This is a genomic window from Nocardia puris (genome assembly GCF_003315035.1).
Lineage (GTDB): Bacteria > Actinomycetota > Actinomycetes > Mycobacteriales > Mycobacteriaceae > Nocardia > Nocardia puris.
Genome location: NZ_QNRE01000031.1, coordinates 1 through 18686 on the forward strand (window position 1 = coordinate 1; position 18686 = coordinate 18686).

Here is an 18686-nt window from a genome sequence, read left to right on the forward strand (position 1 = left end):
TCACTGCTGGTCGCCCGGACCTGGCAGGCCGTGACCGCACGGGCCCGGGTGCCCGCCACCGACCGGCCCGACGCCGCGCTCGTACTCGACGAGGCACAGAACTTCCTCAACCTGTCCACCCCGATCGAGGACATGCTCGCCGAAGCCCGAGGACTGCGCCTGTCGCTGCTGCTGGCACACCAGAACCTCGGTCAGCTCTCCCGCGAACTGCGCGACGGCATCTCGGCCAACGCCCGCAACAAGATCCTCTTCGCCGTGTCACCCGACGACGCCCGGGACCTGGCCCGCCACACCGACCCGTGGCTGTCCGAGCACGACCTGTCCCACCTCGACGCCTTCCACGCCGCTGCCCGGCTGTTGGTCGACGGCCGCAACGCCCGCCCGTTCACCCTCACCACCCGGCCCCTGGACCGGCCGATCCCCGGGCGGGCTCGTGAGATCGCCGCCGCCGCTCGCGCCCGCCTCGCCGACACCCGGCCCTGACCGCGACGAGTGAACCGGCCACCAACAACTCGACCTCCGCCAACCGCCCGCCCGTCTGTTCAGTTTCGAGAAAGGTTGTGCCACCGATGCTCTCCCATCCCGCCCAGCAGGCAGACAACCGCCGACCACGCCCCGACAACCGGGCGCGGCCCCGGCCGCTCGACAGCACCGCCCTCGTCTCCCGTCTGACCGAACGGGACCGCTGGATCCTGCGCATGCTGCACGAGCACCGCGTCCTGACCACCAACCAGCTCACCAGCCTGGCCTTCCCCACTCAGCCCATCGCGCTGCGACGGCTGAACCTGCTACACCGCTACGGCGTCGTGGACCGATTCCGGCCGTGGCGCACCGAAGGCAGCGCGCCGATGCACTGGGTCCTCGCACCAGCCGGGGCCGGTGTCCTCGCCGCAGAAGCCGGAATCACGGTGCGCGAGCTGGGCTACCAGCACCAGCGCGCCCTCGCCGTCGCCCACAGCCTGCACCTGACCCACACCCTCGGCGTCGCCGAATGGTTCACCGCCCTGATCGCCCACCCCGCCCTCGACCAGCGCGGCAACCCCGCCCAGGTCCAGGCGTGGTGGTCACAGACCCGCTGCGAGCGCCTGTGGGGAGACCTCGCCCGCCCCGACGCCTTCGGCCGCCACTCCCACGCCGAGCACGTCCTCGACTTCTACCTCGAATACGACCTCGCCACCACCACGGCGCTCTCACGGGTCGCGGCCAAACTCACCGGCTACGCCGAGCTGGCCCGCACCACCGGCGTCATCGCCCCCGTGCTGCTCTGGGTGCCCAGCATCGCCCGCGAGACCAAAGCCCGCGCGGCGCTGCACCGAACCTGGGAACGGCTCCCCGATCCCGAGGCCGTGCCCGTGGCCACCGCCGCCGCCGAACTCCTCACCCCCACCCACGACGCCAGCCCCGCCGACCAGGTGTGGCTGCCGCTGGACGCCGACGCCGCCAACGGCTCTCGCAGGCTACGCCTGCACCAGCTCGCCACCGCCTGGCCCCGCCGCACCCCACCCGAGGCCGACGTCGATCCCGACCCGACCTGGGCACCGCAGAACGGCATCGTCACCCTGTCCCCACCACCCCCGCAGCCACCGACCTACGAGTCCTGGTGAGCTGACGATGCTGGTCAAGGCACTCGGGGCAGGATTGGCGGGGTTCGTGTTCCTCACCGTCGTCATCGCGACCGTGGTCAGCGCCGTCGTAGTGTTCGACACCGCCCTCACCACACCCGCCCCGGGAGCCTCGACCGGCACCGGCTCCACGCCGAGCACCGAAGCCCAACACGACATCCCCGCCGAGATGCTCACGCTCTACCACACCGCCGCCGGAAACTGCCCCGGCCTGGACTGGAGCGTGCTCGCCGCGATCGGCAAGATCGAAACCGACCACGGCCGCTCCACCCTGCCCGGCGTGACCTCCGGCGAGAACGCCTCCGGAGCCGGTGGACCAATGCAATTCCTCGCCCCCACCTTCGACTCGGTCATCGCCCGCCACCCGCTACCGCCCGGCGGCGCGAACCCGCCCTCCCGCTACAACCCGCACGACGCCGTCCACGCCGCCGCGTTCTACCTGTGCGACTCCGGCGCACCCGGCGACATGTACGCCGCGATCTTCGCCTACAACCACGCCGACTGGTACGTGCGGCAAGTCCTCGACCAAGCCGACCGCTACGCCGATCCCGCGCCCACGCAACATCCTCCGGGCACCGGCGACTGCACCAACCTCGAACCCGCCCGCCCCGAAGCGATCACCGCGATCCGCTTCGCCTGCGAACAACTCGGCCTCCCGTATGTGTGGGGCGGCAACGGGCCCGAGGTCAACGGCGGCTGGGACTGCTCCGGGCTCACCCAAGCCGCCTACCGCGCCGCCGGGATCTCCCTCCCCCGCACCACCTACGACCAGGTCCACACCGGCACACCCGTGCCCGAGCACCAACTCGCCCCCGGAGACCTGCTGTTCTACAGCACCGCCGGGGACGTCCATCACGTCGGGATCTACCTCGGCGCAGGCCAGATGGTGCACGCCCCGACGTTCAACCAGCCCGTCCAGATCGGGCCCTACCGGTGGCCGGGCGACGACTACCACACCGCCCGCAGACCCACACCCACCCACAACGACGGCTCCCGCGCCGCCTCCTGACCACCCGCACTCGAACGGAGAACCTCATGCGCCGCAACAACCCCCAGCTCCGCCGCGCCGCCCGCGCGGCACTGTGCGCGGCCATCGCCGCGACCACCGTGACCGCCGGTGTCGCCGCCGCAGAACCCACACCCGGCCCCACCACGACCCAGTGCCCGCGCTGGACCGCGCTGCTGGCACCGGGCACCCACCAGACAACACCCACCAGCGGACAGGCCACGAACGAGATCCTCACCCAGCTCGGGGAATCGCTCACCGCCCGGTACGGCACCGACATCGAGGTCCGCACCCTCGCCGCGTCTTCCGCCGGTGCGGGGTCGGTGAGCCAAGCCGACCTCACCGCGGCGGTGCAGGGGCTGTGCTCGGACACCCGAGTCGTTTTGGCCGGCTACGGCCAAGGCGCCGAGGTCGCCGGCGACCTCGCCACCACCCTCGGCAACCGAGGCGGCCCGATCCCGGCCTCCCGCATCCTGGCGGTCGCGCTCGTGTCCGACCCGCGCCGCGACCCGGCCACCACCCAACTCGGCACCCCGGTCGCCGGACAAGGCGTCACCGGGCCCCGCGCGCACGGCTTCGGCGAGCTGACCGACCGGGTCCGCACCCTGTGCCTCGACGGCGACAGCTACTGCTCGACCACCGCCGAATCCTCTCCCGCCCTCGCCGCGGTCAGCCGCGCCCTCACCACCGCCACCGCCGCCACCACGACCACCACCCCGGCCCCGACCAGCACCGCCTCACCCACCACCACAGCGAACGCCCCCGCCACCACGACGAGCACACCGACCACCAACATCGGATCGGGCGCGACCGGGCAGATCAGCGCATCCCAGATCCTCGCCCAGGTCGTCACCGTGCTGCACGGACTCGCCAGCTTCACCGCGAACGTGCCCGCGATCGTGGCCGACCTCGCCCAACTCCCCGCACTGGTCACCGCCGGAGACCTGCGCGCCGTGCACCGCGTCACCGGTGACCTGAACAACCAGTTCGCCCCGCTGGTCGAACTCGCCGATGGACTCGACCTGCGCCTGGTCGCGCAAGCTCTGGCGTTGGCCGCACCGCTGGACACCACCGGGGTCACCACGATCGCCGCCGAGATCGTCCGTGTCCTGGCCGGACTCGACATCTCCCGCATCGCCACCGACATCGGCCGCGCCCAGGAGATCGCCTGGACCGCCGTGGAATCCCTCGCCGAGGGCGACCCGGTCGCGGCGGTACTGGCACTGACCGGGCTGGCACCCGTCGCCGCCGACTTACTCTCGGCCACCGCCGCCGCGTTCACCGGTACCGCGTTCCCCACACTCGCCCAGACCTACAGCACCACCTCCACCGGCACCACCACGACGGCCCCGCAGAACGGCGGCACGGCCGTGTTCGACGCCACCGGCTACGACACCGCCGCGCCCGTGCTTACCGCCTGGATCGAACAAGCTATCGACCAAACGAAATAGCCCACAACCCGGCGGACGCCACGCGGCGAGCAACCGCGCCGATCGAAGATGCGCCCGGACGTTCTCGTGCGAGCGGCCCGCAGCGCAGAATCATGGGTCCCCGGCTCGGAGGGGATGAGCCGGGGACCACGGCCGAGGCTACGCCGCCACCGAATACACGGCCTGTCGAAGGCCAGAACCCCGGGGGTAGCCGGGGATAGTAGCGCGGGGCGATACTGGTCGAACGGGATGTCGATGCTGCCTTCGCCGGGCATCGGCGGCAAGATTCTCGGGTAAGGCGCACTCCGCGCGGTCGGTGTGCCTCGAAACGTGGCGACACTTGTGACCCACAGCCGCCGCACGGTGCGAGTCGGCGCATCGACGGCGGCTTTCACGGCGACCGGAATCCGCCGGTAGACGTCGTGTACACCTCGACCCAGGCCAACCAGACCGCACAGAGTGCTCCCTGCCTGGGCTCGACGGACAACCTCTCTTACGCGACTCCTTCCCCAGGACATGGGCGCGAACACTGACCCGTTCCTTTTCAGAAGGTGATCGTCATGGGCAAAAACATGGACCGCGAGTCCGCCGACCGCATCATCGCTGCGGCCGACCGAGATCCGGACTCACCGACAGCGACCTCCGGCTTCGCCGACCGCGCCGACGCTGCCGCCACCCGCAACGAAAACAAGGAGGATGAGGAGGACAGCTGAGACCGCCGGAACGGGCACAGCGGACAGCGCCACCACCACGGGCACCGCCGTTCCGGCCACCCAGGACCGCCACACGGCCACGACAGCCACGGTCGACGCCACCGGCTACACCACCGCCGTGCCCCGTGCTGGCCGACTGGATCACCCAGGCCATCGACCGCAGCAGGTAGCCCGCGCCGCCCCCGCAGCGCACAAGAAGCGGCCCGTAGTGCCGAGCGGAATGCTCGGTACCACGGGCCGTTTCAGCGGGTAGGCGGGTCAGGAGATGAGCGGCGGCACCGCGCGCGGCGCGAACGCGGGCGGGGCCCCCTTGTCACGGAACCGCCACGACGGCAACCGTGCGGGCGCGACGTCAACCTGTTCACCGTCGCCGCTGTCACGGGTGGGGCCCCGGTCGGTCAGTTCGCTCGGGGTGGCCGCGACCACGTCGCGGGCGGCGGTTTCCGGGTCGCGGTACAGCGTGCCGGTGAGCGGGCCGGTGGTGATGCGCACCGCGCCGGTGTGTGGGAAGAAGTCGCCGTCGGTGGTCGCCTGCTGGTAGCGCAGCGCGATCGGCACCCACGGCACCAGCGAGACCAGTACCGGCATTTGCAGCTCACGAATGGCCGTGTCGGCGATGGCGATCCACAGCTCGAGGCTGTCGGGGGCGTGGCTGGAGTCGGCGTACACGCGGTACAGGGCCGAGGCGAGCACGTTGGGTGTGGGGGTGGAGTACATGGTCGGGCACCTTTCTCAGGGTTAGATTGAGAGGGCGGTGTCGGAATCCCCGGAGTTACCGGCTCCGGGGATTCCGGCATCGCCCAGTTTCAGGACGCGAGGGTGAATTTCTTGGGGGCCGTGCTGGTTTGGCGCGCGGTCCCGCCGTCGGTCAGCTTGACCAGGGCGTTGTGGACCGCGCCGCTGGACCGGTTCAGCGCTTTGCCGATCTGGTGTGGGGTGAACTCCTTTCCGGGGTTTTCGCGCAGGAAGTCCTCGACCTGGCCGCGCAGCGCACCGGCGGGCAAGCGTTCGGCCGTCGACTCCGCGTCCGCCGCAGCGCCGTTGTCGGCCGCCGCCGGGGGTACCGGGGCCCCGGCGGCGGGTTCGTCGCCCGTGGGCGCGGCTACCGGCGTCTCCGCCGTGGTGTCGGGCGCGGGGTCGGCCGGGCCCGTCTGCTCAGCGGGTGCGGCCGGTTCGGGCACAACCGCTTCCGGGGTCGCCGGTTCGGCCGGTACGGGTTCCGACACGTCGGTCACGGCAGGCGCGGCCGGGGCCGGATCGGGTTTCATCGCGGCGGTCCAGTACTTCCCGGCCCGGGGCTTGCCGGGAAGTGTGGCCGCCAGCACGGTTCCGGCGAGTTCCCATTCCGTCAGCAGATGCCGCGCGGCGATGGCCTCGATGGCGGCCGTCTCCGCCAGTTCGGCGGTGGTGCTGCCCGGGTGGGTTTCCAGCGCCTCCCACAGCGCCCGAGCTTCGGCGCTGTGCAGCGCGGGCACCTCCGCCGCCGCCACGGTGGCGGGTTCGGGTGCGGGCCCGCTGGTTTCGGGCGAGGATTCGACCGGTTCGGCCGTCGCCGGTGACACCGGTTCCGGCGCAACGGGTTCGGGCGCGGCGGGGGCGGGGTCCGGTTCGATGGTGGCGGGTGTGCCCGTGCCCTGGGTCCAGGTTTTGGCGGCCCGGGGCGTGTCGGGGTCGGTGTGCGAGTGGGCGTACCCGGCGGTTTCCCACTGGGACAGCAGACGCCGCGCGGTGGACAGTCCGATACCGGCGATGTGGGCCAGCGCGGCGGTGGTGTTGTCGGGGTGGGCGCGCAGCGCCGCCCACAACGCCTGGTTGCTGTCGCGGCGTGGCACCGGCCCGGGGCCCGACGGCGTGCCGGGTTCCTGGGTGGGTGCGGCCGTTGTCGCGGCCACGGCGGCGTTCTTGGTTTTCGACATGGGGGTTCCCTTCCAACGATGGGTTTGGTGAATTCGTGATGTCCCCGGGTGGGGACGGAATGCGCACCGATCGGGGCGAATTCCCCGGGGGGTCGGTGCCGTTCCGGTTCCATGACCGCTCGATAGGCGCGTGATGTCAAGCGGAATGTGGAAATTGGCTCCGGACGTGAACTGCTCTCTTCCGATTCCGTAATGGCCTCGGCGCGAACGAAATTCGACTCGCGTCAAATGACTCACGGGGGCGCCGAGGCGCCCTCATTGCCGGCGGCCTCGCCGCGGGCCCGGTGGGCGAGGCCACAGACTCGGCGCGCGAGCCGGTTACGGGTGCGCCAGCGTCGAGTCGGCCGGCTCGGTGCCGGGCTTGCCGGAGTCGTCCTCGGCGGACTTCTTGCTCGCGGGGGCGGCGCGCTGGGTGTCGAGGGCCGCGCGTAGCCATCGCCCGCCGCCGGTCAGCTCGTAGTCCACGTGGTGGTCGAGTTCCCAACTGTCGGCGCACTCGACGCACATCGTGTAGCCGTGGTGGCAGCGGCTCGGGTTGCGTACCAGCAGGATCCGGGCGGGCGGGTCGTCGCCCTCGCGCAGCCTCACCACGACGTAGTTGTTCCCGCTGAGTTTGGCTCCCGGTGTGATGACGCCGTCCTCGTCGTGGGTGCGAGTGTCTTTCATGTGGTGCTTCTCCTGTTCGCGGTTCGGGTTCGGTTGGGGTGCTGGCGGGTTCATCGGGCGAGGTGCGCGTGGAGGGTGCCTGTGGTGCGGTCGAGCCACACGGTCGCGGCGTGCCCGTGCGCGCCCCGGCGCATCCGGTCGGTGGCCCCGGTGGCGTAGGCGGCGATGTCGTCGGGGTGCACGAGGTGGATACGTGGGGCTGCGTAGCCGCCGGTGCCGCCGGTCACGTGGGCCACGGTGTACATGCCGCGCGTGTCGTGCGGGCCCGGGGCGTAGATGGCGAACTGATCGCCGGTGATCGCGTTGGCCATCACATAGATCGAGTCGAGCGCGGCCGTGGTGGGGATCGCGGGATCGGACATGGTGCTGTCTCCTGTCGATTGCCGCCCCACCCCGGCGGGGGCGGGGGTGTCGTGGTGACGGGTGGGCCGCGCCGGTGGCACCGGCGCGGCCCGGTCCGGGTGCCCCGGGCGCGGTGCGCCCGGGGAACCCGGGGTCTAGGCGGCCCGTACGGCGGCGGTGGCGGCGCGGGCGATCTCGGCGGCGGTGGCGGCGGGATTGGTGAGCAGGTGCGGGTTCGAGTTGCGCAGCGGGTTGATTCGCCCGCGTGCCGGTGCCAGCCACAGCACCGCGCACCCGGCCGCGCGCAACGCGTCGAGGCGCTTCTGGGCGCGGTCGCGGTGGGCTCCGGTGTAGATGCCGTCGGAGACGATCACCAGCAGCCGGACCCCGCCGGGGCGGGCCAGCCCGAGGGCACCCTCGAGGGCTGCGATGGCGTAGTCGATCGCGTGGTTGCCGTCCGGGCACCCGAACTCGGTCACCTGAGTCGGGGCGATGCCCGGGTAGGTGATGGGTATGACCGTGTTCCCGAACGTGACGGTCGCGGTGGTGGCGGGCAGGGCGGTCAGCTCGGCGGCGCGGGCGATGATCCACGCGGCCGAGGACACCGGGGCGGCGAACTGGCCCATCGAGGCGGACACGTCGCAGGCGATGCCGACTCGCAGCGGCGGGTACGGGTTGGTTTTGCGGATAGTGCGGGTGAACGGTTCGGCGGTTGGCAGCGTTCCGGCGGCGAGTTGGGCCTGCCGGGCCAGCACGCCGCGCATCCGCACCCGCCCCGGCGGCACCGCCCACGTCGTTTTCACGGCCGTGCGTTCGCGGGCGGCGGCGGTGTCCAGCGCACGGGCCAGCACCCGCGCGGCGGTCTGTTCCTTCGCCATCGGGGTGCGGGTGCGGCGCACGATGCGCGAGACACTCGGTCCCGAACCGCTACCGCTGCTGCCGCCGTTACCGTTGCCGCTTCCGCCGTTGCCGCTTCCGCCGTTGCCGTTGCCGCTGCTGCCGCTGCTGCCGTTGCCGCTTCCGCCCTTGCCGCTTCCGCCGCTGCCGTCGGCGTCGCTGCTGTCGCTGCTGCTGCCGAACACGCCCTCTGCCAACCGCCGTGCCAGTTCGGCGGCGGCGGCGGTATTGCGGCGCGCGGTGGCGGCGGACTCGGCGGGGTCGGCCGGGACGCGGTTGGCCGCGACCTCGCGGGCGATGGCGGCGACCGTGGCGCGGATGGCCGCGCCCAACGCCGAACCCGGCTCCGGCGCGGCGTGCGGGTCGGGGCCGACAATGTCGAGCCAGCGTTGCCCGAGTTCGAGCATGGTGGCGGTGTCGGCGTCGGCGACGGTGTGTGCCTCGCGCCAGATCGAGCGCAGTTTGGCGAGGGTGTCGGTGCCGAGGATGGACTCGATCTCGCGCATCAGCGGCGCGCATTCGGACTCGTTCAGCACCCCGGCGTCGATCCGGCCCAGCACGAGGGCGGCGTTGTGGGCGGCGGCGTAGGTCGTGTGCGGGATCTGGGCGGCGGCCTTGCCGCCGTTGTCACTGATCACGATCTCGGTCGCGCTGGCGCGCAACCAATGCCGGTCATCGGGGCGGCGGCGGATCTGGGCGGCCTCGATACGCGATTCCTCGAGCAACTTCGCGGCCGTGACGACCTCGGGGTGTGCCAGCAGCGGCGGCTGCCATACCGAGTGTTTGGCGTGCGCGCACTCGTGCACGAGCGCACCCCACACGGCCGGGTAGTTGTTGCGGTCACTGTTGCGGGCCGGGTTGGCGTCGGCGGGGTCGATCGTGAGGCGGGAACCGTCGAGTTCGATGGCCGCCAGTGCGGGCACGAACACCGCCGGGTGCCCGAACGCGGCACCGGGGGCGATGCTCACGGTCAAATCGTCACGGTCGGCGATCGGCCGGACTTCGGCGGTCATGGCGGCCGACAGGGTGGCCCATCCGCCGGTCACCGGCACCGACGCCGGGGCCGGGGTGCGGGTGGTAGGCGGGGCGGGGGCCGCCCCCGCCCCGGCAGCGGCCGGGGCCGGGGCCGGGGCGGAAGCGGTGCCGGTGCCGGTGCCGGTGCCCGGGGTAGCGGGCGCGGCGGGTGCGGGGGTGGTGATCACGTGGCCGGTCATGGCAGGCAATACCTTTCGGGTCTGTGGGTGGTGGTCAGAGGCGGGGGCCGAGGGCGAGCGGGGTGTGGGTGGTGCCGCACACGGTCCGCACTACGGCGGCCACCACTTCGCGGTCCTCTTCGGGGGCGGCCCCGAGGAGGTTGGCCATGGCGGTGTCGGGGTCGGTGGCGTCGGCGATCTTGCGGAACGCCAACAGTTCTCGCAGTTGTGGAGCCCAACCGACCTCGCCCTTGGCCTGACGGGCGGCCAGTTCGCGCGCCACTTTCACCGCGCGGCGTTCCACGCCGAGCTGGGTGGCCAGGTCGAGGTCGCTGACCACCCGCACCTGGAACGCGAACCGCGAACTCAGCGCCTCCGACAGGATGGCCCCGTGCACGCCGGGGTTGTGGCCCGCGACGACGAAGAAGCCGGGCGCGGCTTTCACGACCTCGCCGGTGGCTTTGACCACCAGCTCCTTGCGGCCGTCCATCGCCGGGTACACCGCCGCGAGCACGGTCGGGGATATGAGGGTCGCGTCATCGATGAACAGCACCCGGCCCTCTTTCATCGCGCGAACCAGCGGGCCGTCCATGAAAACGAAACGGCCGTCCGGGGTTTGGGTGTACTCACCCACGAAATCGGCGGTCGAGGTGTCCCCGTCACCCTGCACGGTCAGCAAATCGCCGTAGGCGGCTTCGATGAGCGAGGTCTTGCCGGTGCCGGGCGGCCCGTACAGCAGCACCGGCACCTCGGCCGCCCGCATGGTCCGCAACACGTCCACATCGGCGCGCCCGGCGAGCTTGCGCAGGTGGTAGTCCTGCCCGTTCGGCCGGGCCACCGTGTTACCCGTACGGGCCGGGGCCGCCGGGGCCGGGGTGGCGGTGGTCTTCTTGGTCCGGCGGGCCGGTTTCGCTGTCTTGGGGGCGGCCGGGGCCGGTCGGGTGGCGGCCGGGGCGGGCGCGGCCGGGGCGGGGGTGGCGGCGGTCGGGGTGGCGGCGGTGGCCGTGGTGGCGGTGGCGCGGTAGCGGCGGGGGGCGGCCGAGGTGCGTTCGGCGTGCCCGCTTTTGACCAGCGTCTCGAGGGCGTTGCCGACCGCGCCGCTGGACCGGTTGAGCCCGGCGGCGATTTCGCGGGGGGACTGTTCGCGGATGGGGTCGGCGGCCAATGCGGCGGCGACCATGCGGCGAAGTTCACCGTTGGGCAGGCGACCGGCGGCCGTGGCGGTGGCGGTGGCGGGTGTGGTGGGCATTGTGACTCCTGTGGTTTCCGTTCCGAATGCGCGCCGGTTTTCGGCATACGTGCGGCGTGGCCGCCATTCGGATTTCTGCGAATTTCCCGGCGAATTCCGGGAACGTGGTCGACGCTAGCTCGACCTCGAACAGTCACACAACCCCGAAAGGGGTCAATTTCCCGGAATTTTTCCAGACAAGGGCGAGTCGGTCTAGGCAATATGAAAATGCGGCGCACGCATTCACTCGCGAGGCCAGGCCACGGCTTGGACCGGAAAGACTGGAAAGAATACAAAAATGATAGGCAATAGACGGGGTAAGGAGGTGAGGCAAGGAATCATCCGAGCGGATAGTCAGACGCGAGAGGTTGCGGGAGCTGGGGTGTCAGACGCCGCCCGAGCATGTCTATACGTCTTTGTGTATAGACAATCCCCGCCGGTATCCGCCCGGATACATGGCCTCTGACCTGCTACTTCAGGCGGTGGAGGGTGCGTCGTTTCAATGCTCGCACCGAATCATGCAGCGAATCTCGCCATCGAACATCGCACGGGTAATTTTCCATCGAGCCACTCAGGACGAAAGGAGCACCTCTCGCACAGGCACCAGCGAGCACTTGTCGCACGAATGCCATACCAACTCAGCAATTCTCGATGAATAGAAGAATGCCCGATCGCACTGAATTCAATTTTGGGAACGGCGGGGAATCCGGTTTCTACAGTAATCGACAATCAGCGCGAGGGGTACTATCCGGGCTGCTTATGCTTTATTTCTCGGCGCGGCGGAGGGTTTCGAGAAGCTGTCGGGTTTCCTGACTCGGAGTTTGGCCGATTTCGGCGAGTCTGCGGGTCAGGAGGCTGTAGGTGCGGGTGAGTGCGGCGGTTTCGCCGAGGCGGGCGTGCAGGCGCAGGAGGTCTCGCCAAACCGATTCGTTGTAGGGGTCGTTCTCGACGGTGGTTTCGAGCATTCCCAGGGTCGCGCGGGGGTCGTTTTCGGCGTTGCGGGTGGCCAGCCAGCTCAAGGCGTTGAGCGAGGTGCGGCGGGCTGATTCGCGTAGTGCTTCGACCCAGGTGTCGGTGAGGTCACTGGCCAGCTCGCTGGTGGCCAGGGCGGCGATGCGGCGGGCGGCGTCGGTCTGCTCGGCGTCGCTGCGGGCGTGGCGACGGTGCGCTACCGCCGTGTTGAAATCCCAGTAGTCGACGCCGAGGTGGCCCGAGAGCCGGACCTGGGTGCGGTCCTCGGCCAGTACCTCGGTGACCTGCCCGCCGGTGGCGGTGGCAAGCGCGGCGCGCAAGCGGCTCAACGTGTTCGCCAGCGCGCTGCCGCCCCGGTGTCCGGGCCGCTGGCCCCACAACAGCTCGATCAGCTGCTGGCGCGGCAGTCCGTCGGGATGCAGGGCGAGCACGGCCACGAGTTCACGAGCACGCGGCTGCACCTGCGTGGTGATCTCCACGGTCTCGCCGGATTCGGTGTTGTGCCAGAAGATCCGGGTGGGCCCGAAGACCCGCACCGTCAGCGCGGGCGCTCCGTCGGCCGGTGTCTGCACCGGGGCGGGATCGGTGGTCGCGGTCTCGGGGTGCGGGCTCGGCTCGGGCGCCGCGACGAGGTCACCCTCCGTGCGTTGCCCGGCGGCCTCGGCCTCGACCGCGGGCACCGCTTCAGAGCCTGGTGTGGCGGTGGTCTCGGCGGTGTCCACCACGAGGGGCTCGCGTGGGCGAAGGCGCGGGGTGGCAACGGTGGCCGGGTCGATGCTGTAGATCCTGGGCCCGTCCTCGTCGCGGCGTCTGCGCCGGACGAGGCGGTGTTGGTCTTGGCGGGCGGGTTGCCTGGTGCGGGGTGGGTCGAACTGGCCGGTGTGTTCATAGCGGCGTAGCTGGCTCTGCACGGCGGTGCTCGCGTGGCGAGCGGGCGGGATGAGGTGCTGGCGGGAGCGGCGTCCGGTCAGAACGGCTCGGGCACCGGTGCGGGAGGCGGGTAGCTGGCCGACGACGGGGAACCCGATCGCGTCGATGTAGGTGCGGCTGCCGCCGATGACCACGATGCCCCGGGGGCGTCGACGGCGGGTCAGGTCGAGGATGCGCTGGGCGGCGGTCTCGGGGTCGATGTGCTCGGCGCGAACCACGAACAGGGCGGCGTCGGCGGCGGCGATGACCGGGTGCGCGGGCGCGCCGGGTTCGGGGACACCGCAGTCGGCGAACACCGTCGCGCCGAACCCGCGCCATCCCCGGTCCGGATCGGTCAGCAGCGCTGCGGCCGGGACCGGATCGTCGGCGTCGTGTCCGGGTGGCGCGGCCAGGAACTCTTGCCCACCGGGCAGATACTGCACGTGCTGGGCCAGCAGCTCGCCGGTGACGGGCACGCCGAGCGCGCGTCGGCGGGCCAGACTCGCCGAGCCGAGATGCGGGTCCGCGCCGCCCATTGCGGCGGCGAGATGGCCGCCTGCGGGGTCGGCTTCCACGATGAGCGCGGTTTCGGGTCCGGGCCAGGTGCGGGCGAGCGCGACGGTGGTCGTTGTGGTCCCCGCACGTGAGGTCAGTCCGGCGATGGCGATCAGGTACGGCGCCTGCGGCCTCATCGATGGGGCTCCTATCCCTGCTTCTGGACGTTGGCGATCAGCAACGCGTCCCCGGTGTCCGCGGGGCGGGTGTTGATCAGCTGGAGGTAGTCGATCCGGGTGCGGTCCGGGCGAATCTCGACGATGTGGACGTTGGCGGTGGTCGGGGCGATCGGGGTGATCGCGACGCAGTGCCGGGTGCCGGGTGGGATCGAGGCGATGCCCGCGGCGAGTCCCTCGAAGGTGATCCCGCTCTCGGGGGCGAGCAACGGCATCGCTTGTCCGGCGTCGCGGTGGATGTAGTAGGCGGCCTCGAACGAGGCGATGACTCCTGCCAGGGTGGCGGGGTCACCGGCGCTGTCGGTGACCACCTCGCCGGTGAGCCCGGTGCACGGGCCGTGCGCTGGCGTTGTCGAGGTGGGCGGGGCGGCCGTGGCCGGTACCTGCCCGCCGCTGTCGCCGGTCTTGCCGGTCGGCAGCAGCAGGACCCCGGCCAGGAGGGCGATAGTGGCAGCCAGTGCGGCCCAGGCTCCGCGCGGCAGCCGGTCGGCCAGCCTGGTCCCCGATAGGGGATCCGGGGCGGTGTCGGTCGCGCTGGGAGTCTGGTGTAGCCGGTCGAGGTCGAACCAGAACTCCTCCGGCAGGACGGGCTGGTCGAGGTCGTCGCTGGTGTCGCTTACCAGCCGCAGCTCCGGAGAAGTTGGGGGCAGCTCGACCCAGGCGTCGACGTCGCCGTCCTCGTTCTCATCCGGGGGCTGGTTGTACCTCGGCATTCATCTCGCCTCGCCTCGGGTAGGTGTCTGCGGGGCCTGCCCGCACCCCGTGCAGGGGAGGGGTGGAGTCCGGGGTGCGGGCAGGGTTCCCCCGGAGGGGGTCAGGGGTGGCTGGTGTGCTCGGCGCCGAGCCGGCCGAGTCCGGTGGCGGGCTGCCTGGTGAGGTCTTCGCCGAGCCTGGCCAGGACCTCGCTGATGGCCAGGTGCGCGGTCGAGCGGTGGTCGGCGTCGTACTCACGCCAGGACACGAGCGCGGCCCGTTGCCGGTAGGCGATGAGGGTGCGCCGACCGGCGTGCACGGGCACGACGAGGTCAAGTTCGCCGTGGTAGAGGTGCAGCGGCATCAGGGGCGTGACGTGGGCGAGGGTCTCGAGGGAGAGCACCCGCCGCCACCACAGGTCGTTCCAGGGATCGGGGCGGCGGCACCAATGCGCCAAGGGTTGCGGGAACCGTTCGAGTAGTTCGGTGGCGGTGAGGTGTTGCGCTTCGGCGGCGGCGACCACGCCGTCGTCGGTGAGCACGTGCCGCAGCGGGAGCCGGTCGTAGGCGCGGGCGAGCCCGATCAGCCCGGCCAAACCCAGTCCCGCCAGTCCCGGCTGCGCGCCCTGGCTGATCATCGAGGCCAAGCCGGCGAGGTCGGAGACCACCGCTCCGGCGGCGACACCGCGCAAATCCACTTCCGGCGCGTACCACGGCACCAATTCCCCGGCAGCGGCGGCGACCCGCCCGCCGTCGGCGTAGCCCCAGGCCAGCACCGGGGCGACCGGCAGATCCAGGCCCGCGCCCCGGTACACCGCGCGGGCGAGATCGAGCACGAGCCGGGCGTTGGTGCGCGCGGCGAGGAAGGTGTGCGGCCCGGTCCCGACACCCAGGCCGTGACCGTCGGGGATCGCCACCACCCACCCGCGCTCGAGGGCGGCCTCGATCGCGGCGGTGTCGGGTTCGGCGCCGATGGCCAGCAGTTGCGAGGGCGCGCACACGCCGCCGAGTCCGCGGAAAGACGGGCAGTACAGCAGGATCGCGCTCCCGCCGGGCTCGGCGACCGCTTCGGGGATCAGCACGATCGCCGACGCCGCGACGAGCTGGGAGCGTGAGTCGGTGGAGGTGTAGACGATCTGCCAGGCACCGCTCACGCCTTCCAGTTGCGCGGTGAACACCGGGCGCGTGCGCAGCAGGTCGCCGGGACGGTGACCACCGTGCAGGATCGGAGGCTCGTAGAACTCGGTGCTGTCGGTTTCGACGTGGATGGTGTGGTTCATGGTTTTCTCCCGGCGAGGTCGTGGGCGAGGGCGGTCAGCCAGGCGATTCCGCTGGCGAGGTGCCCGGTGGCGGCGTAGCCGGTGTGGCGGGCCGAGATTTCGGGGATGCGGAGCAGGACCGCAGGAGTGAGCAGGTCGGTGTTGTCGGTGACCAGCTGCCCCCACGCCTGCGACAAGCGCGCGGCGAGGTTGGGTAACTGGGCGAGCGGGTCGGCGGCCACGATCGAGGTGATCTGGGCCCACCGGGCCGAGGCGGCGGCGGTGTCGGCGGGGCTCGGCGGTGGTGTGCGGGGGTCGGCGGCGGTGATGGCTCGCTGGGCAAGACTCGCCGCGGGCACGTAGTCGACCCATCCGGGCCCGATCTGGAAGTCGTTGTTCACCACGGTGGTCCAGGCATCACCCAAAGTGCTCGACAGCAGCGACTGGATCGAGGCGAGCGCGGCGATCGGGTCGCGCAGGTCGGCTTGGGCGGCGAGGTGGGCGGCCAGCCGCAGCAGGGCGGCGCGGTCGGGGACCGAGCAGCTGAGGTCGCCTTCGGCGCAGACGTCGATCACGCGGCCGGTGAGCGCACCGTAGTCGGGGCCCGTGGTGGTGGCGATCCCGCCGCCGGAGGCAGGCGGGGACGTGATCGCCACCTCCGACACCGCCGCCCCGCTCGTGCCCGGGGCCGGGTCCGGGGTGACCTGCCCGGGTCGGCCGGGGAACACCGGGCTGCCAGGCGCGCGATCGGGGTGCGAGTACAGCGCGACTGCGGCGACTCGGCCGGCGGGGACGGGGCCTTCCCCGGCCCCGACCCCACGCGCGAACTCTGAAACGATCTGCGCGCCTTGGGAGTACCCGGCGAACGCGAAGCTGGTCGCGGGGCAGTCGGCGGCGATCCGGGTGGCGGTGCCGGTGAGCGCGGCCAGGCCCGCGCCCGCCGACACCGTGTACGGTTCGGGGCCGCCGCCGGTGCCGGGCGCGCCGCCGAACCCGGCCGGATACCGGATGTAGCTGCGCGCCAACAGATCCGGTGCGGCGGCCACCACCGGGCCGAGCAGGTGCCCGAGCATCCCGGTGTCGGCGGTCTCCGAGGCGCCCGGCGAGGATTCGCCGGTGCCCTGCACCCCGAGGACCCACAGCGCCGGGCAGCCCTGACTCGGCGGCTGGGCCAGGCCCGAGCCGGGCGGGCACAGCAGCCCACCGGCGAGGGTGGCCGCGACGGCCGCGGTGAGAACACCACGCCCGTTCACGGCTGCCCCACCCCGACCCCGGCACCGAAGCCCGCGCCAATGGTGCCGCCGACCAGCCCGCCCGCCGCTGCGGCGGGCACCCCGGCCACCACCGCGCCCGCGACCGCGCCCGCTGCCGCGCCCAGCGCGGTACCGGCCACCCCGGAGGTGATCGTGCCGATCACCGGCACCGCCACCACCGTGCCCAGCGCGGCCCCCGCGATCCCGCCGATCGTGCCCCCAGCCAGTGCGCCCACGACGGCCCCGGCCGCCGCTGCCGGAGCCCCCGCCAGCGCACCGCCGATCGCGCCCCCGGCACCGGCCCCGGCGGCCGTGGCCCCCGCGACCCGGTCCGAACGCCCGGCCGGGACCCCTACCGAGTCCAGGAACGTCGCCGCGCGGGCTTCGAGGTCGGCGGCGACGCCGTTGATCGTGTCGCCGACCTCCGGCGGCAGCCACTCCGGCTCGGGGACCTGCCACTGACCGATCCGGATCGTCTCCGGCGGAGGCGCGATCGGCGCTACCGGCGCGACCGGCACCGGGGTGTGCAGTTCGGTCAGATACACCGGCGGCGCGGGCGCGGGCTCGGGTTCCGGACGCGGCGCAGGACCGTTACGGACCTCGGGCGGCTGCACCGCATACACCGGCGGCTCCGGCGGCGCAGGCGGAGGTGGCGGCGGGGCCGGGGCCTGGGTGCCGGGCTGGGCCGGGGCCGTGACCCCGGGCTGATCAGCGACCGGGCCCGCCGTCATCGCACTCGCGGGCGCGACAGCCAGCCCCATCAGCACCGGCACCACACCGGCAGCCACCATCCGGCCACCCCACAGCATCCGGCCCCCGTAGGGCAGGCGGACTCGTCGTCCTCCGGTGGGGCAACCGCGCCGGGGAACCGGGACGGCGGCGGGCGTTTTCCATGTTTCGGGCACGACAAATGACCCTTCCGATTGAAGGAGAAAAAAGGTGAGAAGGACTCAGGAATGGCGCGTGATTCGCTACCAGGTATCGCGCCGTCCGGCTGCGGACCGCAGCCGGACGGCGCGGGTGCTCATTCGACTGAGCGAGACAGACCGGTCAGAAGAACGGCAGAACCTGCACGACGATGGCCGCAACATTGCTGACCAACGAGGCACCCGCACTGACTATCGACAGAATCGAGTAGAGATCCACAGCTTTCCTTTCAGAGGAGGATTGGTACCTCCCCATCACAGACCCGAAAACTGCTGCCGCGCCACCCCTTCCACGGGTAAGGATTTCGCTGCCACTCCGTTTACCCCTCCGGGCACGTATGGTGTCCTGCGCCGATGCGCGAAAGTGGTAAGAACAGTGTCAGCCGAGAAATCTGGCGAGCGCGTGTCCCGCCCCGTCGAGGCACCGAGAATGCGCCGCGCGGCCTCGGCGGACGCCTGCGGCTATTTGTCGGACAGCTCACAGCGAATATCGGGTGGCCGCCGCGTTCCCTTTCTGGTAAGAACGAAACCATCTCGGGGGAGTTAACCCTTCAAGCTAGCTCACGACGAAGGGGCAACGGAAGACACAGCAGGGAGGGGCTTGACATGAACCGGAGGATGAACCCGACCCGCGCTCCGCGACGACGCCACACCCGCGCCGATCCGGAGCTGCCCAGCCTCGGCTCCTGGGTGCGCCGGGCCCGCGAACACCGCAGGCTCACCCGGCCGCGCGCCGCAGAGCTTCTGCACGTCAGCACCGACCTGCTCAAGAAGATCGAACGCGACGAAATCCCCTGCTCGCCAGCAGTTCTGGGCAACATGGCCACCGCCTACGACCTCGACGACGCCCAGCGCCGCTACACCCACGACCTCTCCCAGCCGCCTGTCCCGCTGTCCACGGTCGCCGAACTACGCTCCTGGACGGGCACTC

General features: G+C 71.6%; 17 protein-coding genes. 6 read left to right on the forward strand and 11 right to left on the reverse strand.

Annotated elements, in window-relative coordinates:
• The 5 genes from DFR74_RS34330 to DFR74_RS34350 form a co-directional block, all read left to right on the forward strand.
• Positions 1–483 (forward strand): TraM recognition domain-containing protein (locus tag DFR74_RS34330; RefSeq protein ID WP_170160851.1); only part of this gene is annotated, 483 nt, incomplete at its 5' end.
• Between the two features lie 86 nt (positions 484–569).
• Positions 570–1604, forward strand: a complete 1035-nt coding sequence (locus tag DFR74_RS34335) for a replication-relaxation family protein (RefSeq protein ID WP_067514760.1) — start codon at positions 570–572, stop codon at positions 1602–1604.
• 7 nt (positions 1605–1611) lie between these two features.
• A complete protein-coding gene (locus tag DFR74_RS34340) occupies positions 1612–2631 on the forward strand; it encodes a C40 family peptidase (RefSeq protein ID WP_113975413.1) in 1020 nt (339 codons plus the stop codon).
• A 26-nt stretch (positions 2632–2657) separates the two neighbouring features.
• Positions 2658–4079 carry a cutinase family protein gene (locus DFR74_RS36445; protein WP_067514753.1) on the forward strand — a complete coding sequence of 474 codons (1422 nt, stop codon included), beginning with the start codon at positions 2658–2660 and terminating at the stop codon, positions 4077–4079.
• A gap of 539 nt (positions 4080–4618) precedes the next feature.
• On the forward strand, positions 4619–4771 hold the full coding sequence (locus tag DFR74_RS34350) for a hypothetical protein (protein WP_113975414.1): 153 nt from the start codon (positions 4619–4621) through the stop codon (positions 4769–4771).
• Between the two features lie 258 nt (positions 4772–5029).
• Here the strand turns inward: DFR74_RS34350 and DFR74_RS34355 are convergent, their stop codons facing one another.
• The 11 genes from DFR74_RS34355 to DFR74_RS34410 form a co-directional block, all read right to left on the reverse strand.
• On the reverse strand, positions 5030–5488 hold the full coding sequence (locus DFR74_RS34355; protein ID WP_067514751.1) for a hypothetical protein: 459 nt from the start codon (positions 5486–5488) through the stop codon (positions 5030–5032).
• Between the two features lie 89 nt (positions 5489–5577).
• The gene (locus DFR74_RS34360) at positions 5578–6687 is read right to left on the reverse strand and encodes a hypothetical protein (RefSeq protein ID WP_113975415.1); all 1110 of its coding nucleotides are present in this window, start codon (positions 6685–6687) and stop codon (positions 5578–5580) included.
• Between the two features lie 318 nt (positions 6688–7005).
• Positions 7006–7353 (reverse strand): hypothetical protein, encoded by a 348-nt coding sequence (locus DFR74_RS34365; RefSeq protein ID WP_067514854.1) that lies wholly within the window; start codon positions 7351–7353, stop codon positions 7006–7008.
• A gap of 50 nt (positions 7354–7403) precedes the next feature.
• Positions 7404–7715 carry a hypothetical protein gene (locus tag DFR74_RS34370; protein WP_067514852.1) on the reverse strand — a complete coding sequence of 104 codons (312 nt, stop codon included), beginning with the start codon at positions 7713–7715 and terminating at the stop codon, positions 7404–7406.
• A 135-nt stretch (positions 7716–7850) separates the two neighbouring features.
• On the reverse strand, positions 7851–9806 hold the full coding sequence (locus DFR74_RS36845) for a vWA domain-containing protein (protein WP_211334147.1): 1956 nt from the start codon (positions 9804–9806) through the stop codon (positions 7851–7853).
• 34 nt (positions 9807–9840) lie between these two features.
• On the reverse strand, positions 9841–11034 hold the full coding sequence (locus DFR74_RS37720; protein ID WP_113975416.1) for an AAA family ATPase: 1194 nt from the start codon (positions 11032–11034) through the stop codon (positions 9841–9843).
• 743 nt (positions 11035–11777) lie between these two features.
• Positions 11778–13586 carry an AfsR/SARP family transcriptional regulator gene (locus tag DFR74_RS34390; RefSeq protein ID WP_067514819.1) on the reverse strand — a complete coding sequence of 603 codons (1809 nt, stop codon included), beginning with the start codon at positions 13584–13586 and terminating at the stop codon, positions 11778–11780.
• A gap of 11 nt (positions 13587–13597) precedes the next feature.
• Positions 13598–14338 (reverse strand): hypothetical protein, encoded by a 741-nt coding sequence (locus DFR74_RS34395; RefSeq protein ID WP_067514821.1) that lies wholly within the window; start codon positions 14336–14338, stop codon positions 13598–13600.
• Positions 14339–14439: 101 nt separating this feature from the next.
• Positions 14440–15597, reverse strand: coding sequence for a lipase family protein (locus DFR74_RS34400; RefSeq protein WP_067514823.1), 1158 nt, complete (start codon positions 15595–15597; stop codon positions 14440–14442).
• Positions 15594–16829, reverse strand: coding sequence for a cutinase family protein (locus tag DFR74_RS34405; RefSeq protein WP_233444469.1), 1236 nt, complete (start codon positions 16827–16829; stop codon positions 15594–15596). The genes DFR74_RS34400 and DFR74_RS34405 overlap by 4 nt, the downstream gene beginning before the upstream one ends.
• Entirely contained in the window at positions 16826–17620 is a 795-nt protein-coding gene (locus tag DFR74_RS34410) for a hypothetical protein (RefSeq protein WP_233444470.1), read from the reverse strand. The genes DFR74_RS34405 and DFR74_RS34410 overlap by 4 nt, the downstream gene beginning before the upstream one ends.
• A gap of 741 nt (positions 17621–18361) precedes the next feature.
• On the opposite strand from DFR74_RS34410, the gene DFR74_RS36450 reads away from it, so the two are divergent.
• On the forward strand, positions 18362–18686 hold a 325-nt coding region (locus tag DFR74_RS36450; RefSeq protein WP_170160852.1), incomplete at its 3' end, for a helix-turn-helix domain-containing protein.

Bases quoted from the DNA above. Each gene is read 5' to 3' on its own strand.
- DFR74_RS34410 (WP_233444470.1), bottom strand. From the start codon at position 17,620: ATGGTGGCTGCCGGTGTGGTGCCGGTGCTGATGGGGCTGGCTGTCGCG.
- DFR74_RS34370 (WP_067514852.1), bottom strand. From the start codon at position 7,715: ATGTCCGATCCCGCGATCCCCACCACGGCCGCGCTCGACTCGATCTAT.
- DFR74_RS34365 (WP_067514854.1), bottom strand. From the start codon at position 7,353: ATGAAAGACACTCGCACCCACGACGAGGACGGCGTCATCACACCGGGA.
- DFR74_RS36845 (WP_211334147.1), bottom strand. From the start codon at position 9,806: ATGACCGGCCACGTGATCACCACCCCCGCACCCGCCGCGCCCGCTACC.
- DFR74_RS34355 (WP_067514751.1), bottom strand. From the start codon at position 5,488: ATGTACTCCACCCCCACACCCAACGTGCTCGCCTCGGCCCTGTACCGC.
- DFR74_RS34350 (WP_113975414.1), top strand. From the start codon at position 4,619: ATGGGCAAAAACATGGACCGCGAGTCCGCCGACCGCATCATCGCTGCG.
- DFR74_RS36445 (WP_067514753.1), top strand. From the start codon at position 2,658: ATGCGCCGCAACAACCCCCAGCTCCGCCGCGCCGCCCGCGCGGCACTG.
- DFR74_RS34395 (WP_067514821.1), bottom strand. From the start codon at position 14,338: ATGCCGAGGTACAACCAGCCCCCGGATGAGAACGAGGACGGCGACGTC.
- DFR74_RS34390 (WP_067514819.1), bottom strand. From the start codon at position 13,586: ATGAGGCCGCAGGCGCCGTACCTGATCGCCATCGCCGGACTGACCTCA.
- DFR74_RS34335 (WP_067514760.1), top strand. From the start codon at position 570: ATGCTCTCCCATCCCGCCCAGCAGGCAGACAACCGCCGACCACGCCCC.
- DFR74_RS34400 (WP_067514823.1), bottom strand. From the start codon at position 15,597: ATGAACCACACCATCCACGTCGAAACCGACAGCACCGAGTTCTACGAG.
- DFR74_RS34360 (WP_113975415.1), bottom strand. From the start codon at position 6,687: ATGTCGAAAACCAAGAACGCCGCCGTGGCCGCGACAACGGCCGCACCC.
- DFR74_RS34340 (WP_113975413.1), top strand. From the start codon at position 1,612: ATGCTGGTCAAGGCACTCGGGGCAGGATTGGCGGGGTTCGTGTTCCTC.
- DFR74_RS37720 (WP_113975416.1), bottom strand. From the start codon at position 11,034: ATGCCCACCACACCCGCCACCGCCACCGCCACGGCCGCCGGTCGCCTG.